We start from the raw sequence: 13255 nt of genomic DNA, 5'->3' as shown, positions 1-13255 counted from the left end.
CCAAGTGGAGGGCCGGGAAATGGCCAGGATGCGCGCTGTCGATGCGGCGGTTCTCGTTCTCGAAAAGGAAGGCATCTCCTGCGCCTTCGGTGTGCCGGGCGCGGCGATCAATCCGCTCTATTCGGCGCTGAAGGCAAGGGGCACCATTCGCCATGTCCTTGCCCGCCACGTCGAGGGCGCCTCCCACATGGCGGAAGGCTTCACCCGCGCCAAGGCGGGCAATATCGGCCTCTGCATCGGGACGTCGGGCCCGGCCGGCACCGACATGATCACCGGTCTTTACTCGGCCGCGGCCGATTCCATTCCGATCCTGTGCATCACCGGCCAGGCGCCGCGCGCGCGGCTCAACAAGGAGGATTTTCAGGCCGTCGACATCGCCGCCATCGCGGCACCGGTGGCCAAATGGGCGGTCACCGTCATGGAGCCCTATCTCGTGCCGATGGCGCTGCAGAAGGCGTTTCATCTCATGCGCTCGTCGCGGCCCGGTCCGGTGCTGATCGATCTGCCGGTCGACGTGCAACTGGCCGAGATCGAGTTCGACATCGATGCCTATGAGCCGCTGGCGCCGTTCAAGCCGGCGATGACGCGCGCCCAGGCCGAAAAGGCGCTGGCCATGCTCAACGCGGCGGAAAAGCCGCTGATCGTCGCCGGCGGCGGCATCATCAATGCCGATGCATCGGACCTGCTGATCGAGTTCGCGGAAATATCGGGCGTGCCGGTCATCCCGACACTGATGGGCTGGGGCGCGATCCCCGACGACCACCGGCTGATGGCCGGCATGTGCGGCCTGCAGACCTCGCACCGCTATGGCAATGCGACGATGCTGGCAGCCGATTTCGTCTTCGGCATCGGCAACCGCTGGGCCAACCGCCACACCGGTTCCGTGGACGTCTACACCAAGGGCAAGAAATTCATCCATGTCGACATCGAGCCTACGCAGATTGGCCGTGTCTTCGCGCCGGATCTCGGCGTCGTCTCCGATGCGGGCGCGGCACTGAAGATGCTGCTCGACGTCGCCACCGAGTGGAAGACGGCCGGCAAGCTGCGCGACTGGTCGGGCTGGGCCAAGGAATGCCAGGCCCGCAAGAAGACGATGAAGCGCAAGACGCATTTCGATCAGGTGCCCCTGAAGCCGCAGCGCGTCTATGAGGAGATGAACAAGGCGTTCGGCCGCGATGTCACCTATGTCACCACGATCGGCTTGTCGCAGATCGCCGGCGCGCAGTTCCTGCACGTCTACAAGCCGCGCAACTGGATCAATTGCGGCCAGGCCGGCCCGCTCGGCTGGACGCTGCCCGCAGCCCTTGGGGTGCGTGCCGCCGATCCCGATCGCACCATCGTGGCGCTGTCGGGCGATTATGATTTCCAGTTCATGATCGAGGAACTGGCGGTCGGCGCGCAGCATAAGCTACCCTACATCCATGTCGTCGTGAACAACGCCTATCTCGGCCTGATCCGTCAGGCGCAGCGCGGCTTCTCCATGGACTACGAGGTGAGCCTCGCCTTCGAGAACATCAACCGATCGGGCGATCCCGAGGCCGGGTATGGCGTCGACCATGTCGCCGTCGCCGAAGCGATGGGCTGCAAGGCGGTCCGGGTCCGCAAGCCCGAGGAGTTCGCCGGCGCGTTCAAGCAGGCGCAACGGCTGATGAAGGAGCACCGGGTTCCGGTCGTGCTCGAATTCATACTCGAGCGCGTCACCAACATCTCGATGGGCACCGAGATCGACAAGATCACCGAGTTCGAGGAACTTGCCGAACATCATGAAGACGCGCCGACCGCGATCGTGATGCTCGACTGACAGGAGGACAAAGAGAATGCCACGTTTTTCCGCCAATCTGTCGATGCTCTTTGGCGAGCACGATTTCCTAGACCGCTTTGACGCCGCCGCCCGCGCGGGCTTCAAGGGCGTAGAATATATCGGCCCTTATGACCATGCGCCGGAGGTGGTGGCCGCCAGGCTCAAGAAGAATGGCCTGGCACAGGTGCTGTTCAACCTGCCGGTCGGCGACTGGGCCAAGGGCGAACGCGGCATCGCCGTGCTGCCGGACCGCGTGCCGGAATTCCGCCAGGGCATCGCCAGGGCGATCGCCTACGCACAGGCGCTCGGCTGCCCGCAGGTCAATTGCCTGGCCGGCATCGCGCCGGCCGGCGTCGACCGCAGGGTACTCGAGGATGTTTTCGCCGAAAACCTGGCCTTCGCGGCGGAAAAGCTGGAACAAGCGGGCATCCGGCTGCTGATCGAGCCGATCAACACCCGCGACATTCCGGGTTTCTTTCTCAATTACTCCGACCAGGCGCTGGCGCTGATCGACCGCGTCGGCTCGAAAAACCTGTTCCTGCAATACGACATTTATCACATGCAGATCATGGAGGGGGATCTCGCCCGTAAAATCGAGGCCAACCTGAGCCGCATCGCGCATATCCAGCTTGCGGACAATCCCGGCCGTCACGAGCCGGGAACGGGCGAGATCAACTATCCCTTCCTCTACGACCACATCGACCGTATCGGCTATTCCGGCTGGATCGGTGCCGAATACAAGCCGAAAGCCGGCACGGAAGCCGGGCTGGGCTGGTTCAGGGATCTGGCCGGGCAGGGCAGCGCCGCGGCTTGAGAGCCGGCGCTGACGCTGCCAATCCCCCCTCGAGGGGGAGATGTCCGATAGGACAGAGATGGCGTGACAGAACGCGACCTAGCAGAAGACGGAGAACCATCATGGAAACCATAGGCTTCATCGGTCTCGGCATCATGGGCGCGCCGATGGCGGGGCATCTGCTCGATGCCGGCTATAAGGTCATCGCCAGCGACCATCGCTCAAAGCCGCCGGCTGACCTCGCCGCCAAGGGGCTGAAAACAGTCACAGGCCATGCCGCCGTCGCCAGGGCCACCGACATCATCATCACCATGGTGCCCGATACCCCGCAGGTCGCCGATGTGCTGTTCTCCGACAATGGCGTCGCGTCCGGCCTGACCAGGGGCAAGCTGGTTATCGACATGAGCTCGATCTCGCCGATCGAGACCAAGGTGTTCGCCGGCAAGATCAATGAGCTGGGCTGCGACTATCTCGACGCGCCGGTTTCGGGGGGCGAGGTCGGCGCCAGGGCGGCATCGCTCACCATCATGGTGGGCGGCGCTGAAAAGGCCTTCGAGCGCGCAACCCCGATCTTCGAGAAGATGGGCAAGAACATTACTTTGGTCGGCGCCAACGGCGTCGGTCAGACCACCAAGGTCGCAAATCAGATCGTGGTCGCGCTGACCATTGAAGCCGTCGCGGAAGCGCTTGTTTTTGCTTCGAAAGCCGGCGCCGACCCGGCCAAGGTCAGGCAGGCGTTGATGGGTGGGCTGGCGGCGTCACGCATCCTCGAAGTGCATGGCGAGCGCATGGTCAAACGCACGTTCGCGCCCGGCTTCCGCATCGAACTGCATCAGAAGGATCTCAACCTTGCACTGGAGGGAGCCAAGGCGCTCGGCGTCTCGTTGCCCAATACCTCGACGACCCAGCAGCTGTTCAACTCGTGTGCGGCCAATGGCGGCGCGAAGGAGGACCACTCGGCGCTGGTCAGGGCGTTGGAGCGGATGGCCAATTTCGAGGTCGGCGGCGAAGTGACCGAAATGAAAGGCAAAGCCGCATAGGTCGGGAGCGGGCGGCGCAACGTTCCCAAGCCGCCACCTCGCGTCCTGTCGAAGAACGGGTTCCTGCGTCTGTCGCCGGAACCCGTTTCTCGTTGCGAGACAGGGCGGCTTAGGCGCGCTTCAGGAATGCCCGCGCGGCATAAAGGCCGATCGCCGCGGCATTCGACACATTGAGCGAGCGGATGGCGCCCGGCATGTCGAGCCGCGCCAGCGTGGTCACCGTCTCGCGCGTCTTCAGGCGCAGGCCTTTGCCTTCTGCGCCCAGTACCAGCGCGATCCTGTCGCCGGCAAAGCTTGTCTCGAGTTCCGCCGGCCCGTCCGAATCAAGCCCGATGGTCTGGAAGCCGGCCTCGTGCAGTTGCCCGAGCGCGTCGGCCAGGTTCTTCACCTCGATCTGGTCGATATGTTCCAGCGCGCCGGAGGCGGATTTCGCCAGAACACCCGATTCCTGCGGGCTGTGGCGCGCGGTGGTGATCAGCGCGCCGGCGCCGAAGGCGACGGCCGAGCGCAGGATGGCGCCGACATTGTGCGGATCGGTGACCTGGTCGAGCACCAACACCAGTCTCGTGTCGCCGAGCGCGTCGAGGCGCTTCGGCTTCAGCGGCTCCGCCTCGATCAGCACGCCCTGGTGCACGGCGTCCGACCCGGTGATCTTGTCGATGTCCCTGGGCTCGACCAACTCCGCCTTGAAGGGCAAGGCGGCGAGATCTTCTATCTCCAGGCGCTCGGCCGCATTGCGCGTCACCAGCATTTTGCGAATCTTGCGGCGCGGATTGTCGAGTGCCGCCCGCACCGTGTGCAGGCCATAGAGGCGCACCAGGCCGTCGGCGGCGTTCTCGCCCGGCGGAACGGGCTGGCGTGGCCGGAATGCCGGCGCGCCGCCGCTCTTCTCGTCGCGGTGCGCGCGGCGCAGCTTGGCGTAATGGGTGTCTTTGGGGGTATTGGTCTTGTTGCTCATGGCGGGCTTCTATAGCCGTCTCGCGCGGCCAAGGATATGCCCCGTCGCCGCAGCCGGCGAACAACATCGAAAAACCCTTCCTGCGCGGTTGACACCCACTGGCCTTGCCGCCATAAGGCGCTTCGCTGATTTCGGAGAAGATATCCAACTCGGGCTCCGGGATCGGCAAGAATGCCTCGTTGCATGGCTCCGGCGGCAGACTGGAGAGGTGCCCGAGTGGTTAAAGGGGACGGACTGTAAATCCGTTGGCTTAGCCTACGTTGGTTCGAATCCAACCCTCTCCACCACTGCCGGCCCGGAAGCCCTGAAACGAAAAAAGCATCGGGCCGAAAAGTGCATGGCGCTTTTCGGGTGAATCCGATACTTCAGTGCAAGGCGCGGGTATAGCTCAGTGGTAGAGCAGCAGCCTTCCAAGCTGAATATGCGGGTTCGATTCCCGCTACCCGCTCCAGATATCTCGTTGAAATCGCTATCAAAATCTCCTCTTTCGAAATGCGCCGTGTCACGCGTCTCGGTGGCGTGTCACTGTCTTGGCTTGGCCCTGGCGCCGGCGACCTTGCGATTGTTGTCGAGATCGCCGTTGCCCGAGATCATGCTCGGTCGCAGCCTTATTTCTGGCGGTGGAAGCGCGTCAAGGAGCATGCCGGGCCGACGCCCACGGGCATGAAGCGGCCGGCGGCGCAATGGGTCGAGCCCGGCGTCCGCAGTGTAAAGCACTTGCGCGGCGAGGAGGATTCGCGGCATGCTTCCCTCCGGGACTTTCGGGAGGAAAATCGTGCCGATCCGACGAAAGGCGACTGAAGCGGGCATATTCAACGCAACCGAATTGGCGCTTTTCGGCCGAGTCTTCGACAAGTTGAAACTTGAGCACCCGTCGCCGGACACACTCGAGATGATCGCATCGCGGATTATCGCCAACTACATGGCCGGCATCAAAGACGAGGCTGAACTCGTCTCTCTTTCAAAGCAACCCTTGGGCCGCTAGCGGAAGGGAGCCCGTGACGGTTGACCAGGGCCAGGGGTGCCGACTCAGACGCATGAAATACGGCATCGCATCGCTGTTCGGCGCCTTGTTGCTATTCGGGTTCGTCGCCCTGGCTGGCGCTGGCCACGGGTGGATCGCTGGCGCGATCAGTTGCCTGCCGTTGGCTGCGGTCTCGTTTGCCGCTTGGCTGAACGCACTGCGCACGCCACCTTCACTCCAAATCGCGAACGGACTGCTCTTTGTTGCATTTGTGGTGCTCGTGGGCACGGCATATGGCACGCTTTCGGAAGGCACCGAGTACTTTGTTGATTATTGGCGCCTGCAGGGTCCCATGACCGGGTCTGTGATCGCGCTCGTCTATTTCAACTGGGTGTTCGCTTACGGGTTCACGTGGTGGCGCCGCCGCCCCTCATCAAGCTCTGGAACCTGACCTGCAAATCAATCTATCGCGTGATGGGCGTGCGCGGTATGAACTCTGTTCATCAATGGATGGCAGAACAGGGGCCAGAAGCGGCCACCAGTGCTGGAACTACCCATACCTGACTGTCATCCTGGCGATAGACGGACGGTTTCGGCCAGGGCATCTGGTACGGCTGAAGATGCCGCCGCACAATTACAAGAACCAACCGCTACGCTCGTTTACACCGAACATGTCGAAGTGCCACGGGCATGCGATTCCCTACCGCTCCAGACTTTCATCCCCGCAGTTGGCACACTGCGCGACAACGCGCAGCGCTTCAGGCATCGGTGTGTGCCGCGTCAGCTGTTGAACGCGGAAGCCACCTGGTGCTGCTGCGGCACCTGGCCGTTCGGCGTCAGCTTGTCGACGACGCCGGGCAGGGCCGTTGACAACTGCTTGAGCAGTTCCTGCTCGTCCATCCCGGTGCGTTGGGCGATCTCGCGGATGATCTGCGGCCCGAGTGCTGCGCCGAGATCGTTGGCGTTGATTGACTGGTTCTGCCCGGTGCCGACCCAGGAATCGGCGACATTGCCGTGGCCAGCGGTCTTGAGCTTGTCGAGCAGGCCGCCCAGCCCGCCAAGCAGGCCGCCATCACTGGCGGCGGGGTCGGTCGGCACTGGCGTTTGAGGCTGATCCGGCCGTTCGGCACTTCTGCCGCTCAGCATTTTTCCGACCAGCAAGGCGCCGAGCGCGATCATCAGCGGTTTGGTGATGTTGCCGCCGGGAACGGCGTTGTCAAAAAGTCCCATAGTGGATCCTCCATCTCGACCAAGCCCGGCCCACCTCCAACAATGGCGCATCCGGGCGGAATTTCAAGCTGGCTTGAGCTTTTGACAATCATATGAAAATGTCGGGACGGTGGGGGATGGAGAGGAAAAAATGGGTATCATCAGCTGGATCATTCTCGGCGCCATCGCCGGCTTCCTGGGCGGCAAGATCGTCAACAAGACCGGCCAAGGCCTGATCATGGATGTCGTGCTCGGTATTGTCGGCGCCATCGTCGGCGGCGTGATCTGCAGCCAACTCTTTGGCGTGGGTGTCACCGGTCTCAACATCTCCAGCCTGATCGTCGCCGTGGTCGGCGCGGTGGTCGTGCTGTGGGCCTACCACCAGTTCAGCGGAAGGCGGACGCTCTAAGCGCCAGCTGGATACCGGAAGGTTGGAATTCCTGCCGAGGCAAGACCAGTGTCAGCCTGCCTATGGCATCAACACTGCATCGGCCGTGGCGAAGAAGATCAGCGTTCCGGCGATGAACACCGCCCAGCCGGTCAGCGACTTGCGAATAGCGGCCCTGTGCTCGGCGTCGGGGTTCTTGTTCTGGTCAAAATCGGTCATGGGAAGCACCCGTGGCTGATTGATCATGGCGTCGTGGAAAGACGATACATCGCTGAATAGACGATCGATCCGCCCTGAGCAAAGCCGCAAGAAGGCCCTCGGCTGCCGATGTTAGGCGACGACAGTCAGCCGGCGCTTGCGCTGGTCCAGCGAGACGATGGTCAGGCCGCTGGCCACCACCAGCAGGATGCCGCAGACCGCCAGCGTATTGGGGAACTGGCCGAACACCAGCAGGCCCGAAATGACGGCCCAGACGGTAAAGCAGTAATAGAACGGCGCCACCGCACTGGTCGGCCCGACGCGATAGGCCATGAAAATGAAGAAATGGCCGAAGATCAGGAAAAGACCGGCGCCGGCCAGCAGCAGCAAATGGCGTGCTTCGGGCATCACCCAGCGCTCGGACGCCAGATGCGCCGCGCCCGCGCCGATCAGCACCACCACCACGGCTGAAATGGCCACGATCATCCCGGGCACCTCCGTCGGCACATGCCTGCCGGCGAGGTCGCGCGCGGCTGCCAGTGCGGCGTTGCCGAGCGCCAGCAGCGCATAGACCGAAATGCCCTGCATGGTCGGCTGCGCCACCATCAGCGCGCCGATGAAGCCGAGCCCGATCAGCGCCATGCGCTGGCCGCCGATGCGCTCGCCAAACAGGATCGACGAGCCGACCAGCATCAGCAGCGGCGTGATTTGTCCCAGCGCCGTGGAATCCGCGATCTGCATGTTGGCGAGCGCCACGACGTAGCAAAGGATCGCCGCCAGTTCGAGCAGGTTCCTGCGCAGCACACGCTTGTCGAAGATCAACGGGATCTGTTTGCCGTAACCCAGCACAAACAACAGCGGGAAGCCCCAGAGCGTCGCGGCGGCACCACGCAGGAACAGCACCTCATAGGATGGCAACCCCGCGGTCGCGAGTTTCATCATCGTATCGTTGACCAAGTACGACCCGGTCGAGACGATCATGAACAGCGGGCCACGGATTGAGGCAGGAATGAATTGCATGGGGTCAGGAGATCAGACCTCCGCGGCTGCCGCAATGGGCCATCAACTGGCCGTGACCGAGACAGAATTGGCCGGCAAGAACATGGGATGCAGGCCTCGATCGATCGGCATGTCACCCATTCCATTTCCCCCATCGCCCTCCTATATCAGCTCCACATCCCTCCAATCGGATCCCAGGTTCGGACTGAGTGAGACGGCACCCGGCCAAAAGACGCTTGTGTTTTTTGGCCTTTGTCGCTAATCGCCCCGCATTCGACTGAACTGAAGGTCAAGGCCGTCCAAGGAAAGAGACTATGGCAAAAGGTAAATTCGAGCGCACTAAGCCTCATGTGAACATCGGCACGATTGGTCACGTTGACCATGGCAAGACGTCGCTGACGGCGGCGATCACGAAGTATTTTGGCGAGTACAAGCGCTACGACCAGATCGATGCGGCGCCGGAAGAGAAGGCGCGCGGCATCACCATCTCGACGGCTCACGTTGAATACGAGACGGCCAACCGCCACTACGCCCACGTCGACTGCCCCGGCCACGCCGACTATGTGAAGAACATGATCACCGGTGCCGCGCAGATGGACGGCGCGATCCTGGTGGTGTCGGCCGCCGACGGCCCGATGCCGCAGACCCGCGAGCACATCCTGCTTGCCCGTCAGGTCGGCGTGCCGTCGATCGTGGTGTTCCTGAACAAGGTCGACCAGGTCGACGACGCCGAGCTTTTGGAGCTGGTCGAGCTCGAGGTTCGCGAGTTGCTGTCGAAGAACGAATTCCCCGGCGACGACATTCCGATCGTCAAGGGTTCGGCGCTGGCGGCGCTTGAGGATTCGAACAAGACGATCGGCGAGGACGCGATCCGCGAGCTGATGGCTCAGGTCGACGCTTACATCCCGACCCCGGTTCGTCCGCTCGACAAGCCGTTCCTGATGCCGATCGAAGACGTGTTCTCGATCTCGGGCCGCGGCACGGTCGTGACCGGCCGCGTCGAGCGCGGCGTGGTCAAGGTCGGCGAGGAGTTGGAGATCATCGGCATCCGTCCGACGACCAAGACGACCTGCACGGGCGTTGAAATGTTCCGCAAGCTGCTCGATCAGGGCCAGGCTGGCGACAACATCGGCGCGCTGCTGCGCGGCGTTGATCGTGAAGGCGTCGAGCGCGGCCAGGTTCTGGCCAAGCCCGGCACGGTGAAGCCGCACAAGAAGTTCGTGGCCGAAGCCTACATCCTGACCAAGGACGAAGGTGGCCGTCACACGCCGTTCTTCACCAACTACCGTCCGCAGTTCTACTTCCGCACGACGGACGTGACCGGCATCGTGTCGCTGCCGGCTGGCACCGAGATGGTGATGCCTGGCGACAACATCACGGTCGACGTCGAGCTGATCGTGCCGATCGCCATGGAAGAGAAGCTGCGCTTCGCCATCCGTGAAGGCGGCCGCACCGTCGGTGCCGGCATCGTCGTCACCATCAAGGAATAATCGAGACCGGCATCGGCCAGATCGACAAGGAAAGGGCGGACTTCGGGCCGCCCTTTTTCGTTTACGTCGCTGCGTGACATCGCAACTGTGCCTGCCCTGTTGCAAGCGCCATCACGGCAACTAGTATGGGTTGCATTGCGGGAGCTTTGCGAAAGAGTGGTTCCAGGGCGCTGTTTCGGCGAGAAGGGGTGGCAGTTGCGGGCACCGGTCCGTCTCATGCTGTTGGTCGCCATGGTGCTGCCTGTCATGCCGGCCCGTGCCCAGGAGCAGTCGCTGGACATCCCGTCGATGCGCTTCACCGTCGTGCGCAGCAGCGCACCGGGCTGCGAGCCCAATTGTCCGGAATGGATATCGGCTGAAGGCACGATCGCGGCAGGCACGCCGTCGCTCTTCAAACGTACGCTCAAAACGCTCAAGGGGCGGCAACTGCCTGTGGTCGTCAGCTCGCCGGGCGGCAATGTCGATGCCGCACTCGCGCTTGGCAGGATGATCCGCAAGGCCAAGCTCGATATCGCCGTCGGCGTGACGGTCTTTTCCGATTGCCGGCCGGAGACGAAGGATTGCGGCGATAACAAGGGCGAGGGCGCCGACTATTTCGGCATGGCCTTTGACGACGGGGCCATGTGCAATTCGGCCTGTCCGCTGATGTTTTCCGGCGGTATTCGCCGCGTGGTCGGAGATTTCGCCTATCTCGGCGTCCATCAGATCACCACCACCTACAAGCGCGAGAAGCTGCTCTACCGGACCACCTACCGGATCGTGAACGGCAAGAAGAAGATCATCAACACCAAGGTGGTCAGCCGGAAAAATGCCGGCAGTTACAAGACCTACGAGATGAGCAAGGCGGTCGAGAAGACGCTATCGGCCTATCTCAGGGAAATGGGGATAGGTGACGGCGTGCTGGAAATGATGAAGGCCACGCCGGCCAGCGACATCCGCCAGATCGCGCTCGACGACATGCTGACGATGAATTTGGTGACCAGCCGCGATGCCGTGGGTCTGTTGACCACCGCAAGCCTGTGCGCGCTGCAGCAGCCGGCCGCGAACTGCCGGGAGATACCGAGTTCCGCAAACGATGCGACGCCCTCGGCCGCTGCGACCGGCAAGCCCGGGGATGTGGCACCTGTTGGACCGGAAACCGCGAAGGCCGGCGCGGACATGCGCTTTGTCGTGGTTCGCGGCAGCAATCCGCTGTGTAATCCCGACTGTCCGGAATGGATCTCGGCGGAAGGCGTGATTACGAGCCAGACGCCGCAGAAGCTGCGCCAGTTGCTCGCCACGCTTGGCGATCGGCGTCTGCCGGTCGTGATCAGCTCACGGGGAGGTGACCTGTCAGGCGCTCTGGCGGCGGGCCGGCTTATCCACGAAAGGAAGCTCGACGTCGCCGTGGGCCGGACCGATTTCGTCGATTGCGACCCAGGGGCGTGGAATTGCCTGGCCAAGGAGGGCGCCTATGCCGGATTGAGCATCGATGCGGGCGTGGAGTGCGATGCGGCCTGCGCGCTGATGCTTGCCGGCGGCGCGAGAAGGTTTGTCGGTCCCGAGGCGCGGCTCGGCCTGTACCCGATGGGACAGAAGCAGATGGTGAAGGCGTATCTCGATGAGATGGCGATCGGTCCCGCTCTGTTCAAAGCGATCGCGGGGCGCTCGGCCGACCGCCGGCTTGAACCGCACATCATGCTGAAGGCGGGACTGACGACGGGACCGCAATCGGTCGACGCGCTGACCGGCGCCACGATTTGCAAGGCGGTTCCCAGGCCCGATAATTGCCTCGGCCTGCCGCCCGCCAATGCGGCGGCCGACGCGCCCGCAAAGCTTTAGTGCCCGGCTTCGGAAACTGGCCATCGAGGCAGGTTGAGCTGCCCTCGATCTTTCCGCTATCGTCGCCGCCGGTGGCGCCGGGGTTGGCGGAGGACCGGGGTTGGCGGAGGATCGAGAATGAGCCGGGATGTTCCGACACTCTACGAATGGGCCGGTGGCAGCGATGCCCTGAACCGGCTGACGCAGACCTTCTATGACAAGGTGGCAAAAGACCCGGTCGTCGGGCCGGTATTCAAGGCGATGTCGCCGGACCATCCCGCCCATGTCGCGGCCTTCATCGGCGAGGTCTTTGGTGGACCGAAGACCTATAGCGAGAAATTCGGCGGCCACCGCGAGATGGTCATGCATCATCTGGGCAAGCATTTGACCGAGGAGCAGCGCCGCCGCTGGATCAACCTGCTGGCCGACGCGGCCGACGAGGTCGGCCTGCCGGACGATCCCGAATTTCGCTCGGCCTTCATGGGCTATGTCGAGTGGGGATCGCGGCTGGCCAAGATGAACTCCAATCTCGGCGAAACCTGCGATCCGGAAACCGAACCGATGCCTGCCTGGGGTTGGGGCGTGCCTGGCGGGCCGTACACGCCGCCGGCCGGGAAATCGTAGCGGTTGCGAACAGGCCGAAGCGGCGATCGCGGCTTTCCGCCGGGCAGAGCGCCGAGATTGCCACCGCTCTTGTCGAATACCCCGGGCTCACGGTCACGCGCGACCCGCAGCGCTATTACCTGCATCGAGGAAGGCAGGGGATATCGTTATGAATCGCGCGTCGGTGGCTCCAGTCGCGAACTCCAGATCGACCGTGATGGGCTGGTCGTCCCCCATCCCGATTTCTGGCAAAGGGGATGAAGGCGTGTTTGCGTGCAAACCACTCTTTACAGAGAGCGCGGAAGCTTTTAGGAAGCCCCTGCTGCGCCGAAGCGCGCACGATACGGGCATAGCTCAGTTGGTAGAGCGGCGGTCTCCAAAACCGCAGGTCGTAGGTTCGAGCCCTGCTGCCCGTGCCATTTGAAAATGGCCATCAGACACGACATTTGCGCGGACCGCCCTTTGAAAATCGGGACACGCTTGCCATATTAGACCAATTGGGGCATAAGGGCGCCATAGCCGGGACGGAACGACTGGATGGTTCCGAGGCGGCGTTTGGTCATAAAGCGGACACTTGCCACTTGCGTGGATCAAGAATCGGTTTTATGTAGACAGAACAGACACGCGACGCGTGGAGCTGGGAAGCCGGCTTTACGCGTCTGATTTGCATGGGCGAAATGATTGCGCCGATTCGGCGCGAGACTGGGCTCAGGCGGCACGTCCCGGCCAGCGGGATCATCCAGGGGACCCGGCCAACGGGTCTTGAAGACAGAGCGGCATATGGCTTCGAAAACCACAAATCCTTTCGTCTTTCTCCAGCAGGTTCGCTCGGAGACCGCCAAGGTGACTTGGCCGTCGCGGCGCGAAACGATGATCTCGACGGTGATGGTTCTGGCCTTCGCTGTGATCGCGATGATCTTTTTCTTTAGCGCCGATCAGTTGATGGGCCTCGCGATCGAACAGATTCTGGGCATTGGACGCTAAGTCCGGCGACTACGGAGAAGTCTAAAAA

Annotated in this window: 15 protein-coding genes and 3 tRNA genes; 13 read left to right on the top strand and 5 right to left on the bottom strand. The window is 62.8% G+C overall.

Annotated elements, in window-relative coordinates; all coding sequences use genetic code 11:
* Positions 1-19 precede the first annotated feature (19 nt).
* The 3 genes from gcl to C1D09_RS09125 are packed head-to-tail and all read left to right on the top strand — an operon-like array spanning position 20 to position 3634.
* A complete protein-coding gene (gene gcl, locus C1D09_RS09135; protein WP_143973960.1) occupies positions 20-1801 on the top strand; it encodes a glyoxylate carboligase in 1782 nt (593 codons plus the stop codon).
* Between the two features lie 16 nt (positions 1802-1817).
* Positions 1818-2615 (top strand): 2-oxo-tetronate isomerase, encoded by a 798-nt coding sequence (gene otnI / locus C1D09_RS09130; RefSeq protein ID WP_143973959.1) that lies wholly within the window; start codon positions 1818-1820, stop codon positions 2613-2615.
* Positions 2616-2662: 47 nt separating this feature from the next.
* Positions 2663-3634, top strand: a complete 972-nt coding sequence (locus C1D09_RS09125) for a 2-hydroxy-3-oxopropionate reductase (protein ID WP_281288551.1) — start codon at positions 2663-2665, stop codon at positions 3632-3634.
* A 109-nt stretch (positions 3635-3743) separates the two neighbouring features.
* On the opposite strand, the gene C1D09_RS09120 is transcribed toward C1D09_RS09125, so the two are convergent.
* Positions 3744-4592 carry a TrmH family RNA methyltransferase gene (locus tag C1D09_RS09120; RefSeq protein WP_143973957.1) on the bottom strand — a complete coding sequence of 283 codons (849 nt, stop codon included), beginning with the start codon at positions 4590-4592 and terminating at the stop codon, positions 3744-3746.
* A gap of 202 nt (positions 4593-4794) precedes the next feature.
* Between C1D09_RS09120 and C1D09_RS09115 the strand changes: the two genes are divergently transcribed.
* Both C1D09_RS09115 and C1D09_RS09110 read left to right on the top strand, forming a co-directional pair.
* Positions 4795-4879: transfer RNA gene (locus tag C1D09_RS09115), tRNA-Tyr, on the top strand.
* A 90-nt stretch (positions 4880-4969) separates the two neighbouring features.
* A tRNA-Gly gene (locus tag C1D09_RS09110) sits at positions 4970-5043 on the top strand.
* Positions 5044-5114: 71 nt separating this feature from the next.
* Here the strand turns inward: C1D09_RS09110 and C1D09_RS33080 are convergent.
* Positions 5115-5336 carry a hypothetical protein gene (locus tag C1D09_RS33080; protein WP_167514541.1) on the bottom strand — a complete coding sequence of 74 codons (222 nt, stop codon included), beginning with the start codon at positions 5334-5336 and terminating at the stop codon, positions 5115-5117.
* Between C1D09_RS33080 and C1D09_RS09100 the strand changes: the two genes are divergently transcribed.
* Both C1D09_RS09100 and C1D09_RS09095 read left to right on the top strand, forming a co-directional pair.
* Positions 5335-5577 (top strand): hypothetical protein, encoded by a 243-nt coding sequence (locus C1D09_RS09100; RefSeq protein WP_425463408.1) that lies wholly within the window; start codon positions 5335-5337, stop codon positions 5575-5577. The two genes, C1D09_RS33080 and C1D09_RS09100, sit on opposite strands and share 2 nt — an antisense overlap.
* A gap of 52 nt (positions 5578-5629) precedes the next feature.
* Positions 5630-6007, top strand: a complete 378-nt coding sequence (locus C1D09_RS09095; protein ID WP_143973955.1) for a hypothetical protein — start codon at positions 5630-5632, stop codon at positions 6005-6007.
* Positions 6008-6336: 329 nt separating this feature from the next.
* Here C1D09_RS09095 and C1D09_RS09090 read toward each other — a convergent pair whose 3' ends face one another.
* A complete protein-coding gene (locus C1D09_RS09090) occupies positions 6337-6786 on the bottom strand; it encodes a YidB family protein (protein WP_143973954.1) in 450 nt (149 codons plus the stop codon).
* A gap of 130 nt (positions 6787-6916) precedes the next feature.
* Here C1D09_RS09090 and C1D09_RS09085 point away from each other — a divergent pair, with 130 nt between their 5' ends.
* Positions 6917-7174, top strand: a complete 258-nt coding sequence (locus C1D09_RS09085) for a GlsB/YeaQ/YmgE family stress response membrane protein (protein ID WP_143973953.1) — start codon at positions 6917-6919, stop codon at positions 7172-7174.
* Between the two features lie 60 nt (positions 7175-7234).
* Here C1D09_RS09085 and C1D09_RS33075 read toward each other — a convergent pair whose 3' ends face one another.
* Both C1D09_RS33075 and C1D09_RS09080 read right to left on the bottom strand, forming a co-directional pair.
* Positions 7235-7372, bottom strand: a complete 138-nt coding sequence (locus C1D09_RS33075) for a hypothetical protein (RefSeq protein WP_167514540.1) — start codon at positions 7370-7372, stop codon at positions 7235-7237.
* Positions 7373-7483: 111 nt separating this feature from the next.
* Positions 7484-8371, bottom strand: coding sequence for a DMT family transporter (locus C1D09_RS09080; protein ID WP_143973952.1), 888 nt, complete (start codon positions 8369-8371; stop codon positions 7484-7486).
* A gap of 293 nt (positions 8372-8664) precedes the next feature.
* On the opposite strand from C1D09_RS09080, the gene tuf reads away from it, so the two are divergent.
* The 5 genes from tuf (at position 8665) to secE (ending at position 13227) form a co-directional block, all read left to right on the top strand.
* Positions 8665-9840 carry an elongation factor Tu gene (tuf, locus tag C1D09_RS09075; RefSeq protein WP_010909256.1) on the top strand — a complete coding sequence of 392 codons (1176 nt, stop codon included), beginning with the start codon at positions 8665-8667 and terminating at the stop codon, positions 9838-9840.
* A 156-nt stretch (positions 9841-9996) separates the two neighbouring features.
* Positions 9997-11661, top strand: coding sequence for a COG3904 family protein (locus tag C1D09_RS09070; protein ID WP_143973951.1), 1665 nt, complete (start codon positions 9997-9999; stop codon positions 11659-11661).
* A gap of 117 nt (positions 11662-11778) precedes the next feature.
* On the top strand, positions 11779-12264 hold the full coding sequence (locus tag C1D09_RS09065; RefSeq protein WP_143973950.1) for a group II truncated hemoglobin: 486 nt from the start codon (positions 11779-11781) through the stop codon (positions 12262-12264).
* A 322-nt stretch (positions 12265-12586) separates the two neighbouring features.
* A tRNA-Trp gene (locus C1D09_RS09055) sits at positions 12587-12662 on the top strand.
* A 361-nt stretch (positions 12663-13023) separates the two neighbouring features.
* Positions 13024-13227, top strand: a complete 204-nt coding sequence (secE, locus tag C1D09_RS09050; protein ID WP_010909260.1) for a preprotein translocase subunit SecE — start codon at positions 13024-13026, stop codon at positions 13225-13227.
* Positions 13228-13255 lie beyond the last annotated feature (28 nt).

The organism is Mesorhizobium intechi (assembly GCF_002879535.1).
Lineage (GTDB): Bacteria > Pseudomonadota > Alphaproteobacteria > Rhizobiales > Rhizobiaceae > Mesorhizobium > Mesorhizobium intechi.
Note: the sequence above shows the minus strand (reverse complement) of the source record. Positions and strands in the feature narration are given on the sequence as shown.

Coding starts and splice junctions, on each gene's coding strand:
- gcl (WP_143973960.1), top strand. CDS start 20: ATGGCCAGGATGCGCGCTGTCGATGCGGCGGTTCTCGTTCTCGAAAAG.
- otnI (WP_143973959.1), top strand. CDS start 1,818: ATGCCACGTTTTTCCGCCAATCTGTCGATGCTCTTTGGCGAGCACGAT.
- C1D09_RS09120 (WP_143973957.1), bottom strand. CDS start 4,592: ATGAGCAACAAGACCAATACCCCCAAAGACACCCATTACGCCAAGCTG.
- C1D09_RS09100 (WP_425463408.1), top strand. CDS start 5,335: ATGCTTCCCTCCGGGACTTTCGGGAGGAAAATCGTGCCGATCCGACGA.
- C1D09_RS33080 (WP_167514541.1), bottom strand. CDS start 5,336: ATGCCGCGAATCCTCCTCGCCGCGCAAGTGCTTTACACTGCGGACGCC.
- C1D09_RS09095 (WP_143973955.1), top strand. CDS start 5,630: ATGAAATACGGCATCGCATCGCTGTTCGGCGCCTTGTTGCTATTCGGG.
- C1D09_RS09090 (WP_143973954.1), bottom strand. CDS start 6,786: ATGGGACTTTTTGACAACGCCGTTCCCGGCGGCAACATCACCAAACCG.
- C1D09_RS09085 (WP_143973953.1), top strand. CDS start 6,917: ATGGGTATCATCAGCTGGATCATTCTCGGCGCCATCGCCGGCTTCCTG.
- C1D09_RS33075 (WP_167514540.1), bottom strand. CDS start 7,372: ATGACCGATTTTGACCAGAACAAGAACCCCGACGCCGAGCACAGGGCC.
- C1D09_RS09080 (WP_143973952.1), bottom strand. CDS start 8,371: ATGCAATTCATTCCTGCCTCAATCCGTGGCCCGCTGTTCATGATCGTC.
- tuf (WP_010909256.1), top strand. CDS start 8,665: ATGGCAAAAGGTAAATTCGAGCGCACTAAGCCTCATGTGAACATCGGC.
- C1D09_RS09065 (WP_143973950.1), top strand. CDS start 11,779: ATGAGCCGGGATGTTCCGACACTCTACGAATGGGCCGGTGGCAGCGAT.
- secE (WP_010909260.1), top strand. CDS start 13,024: ATGGCTTCGAAAACCACAAATCCTTTCGTCTTTCTCCAGCAGGTTCGC.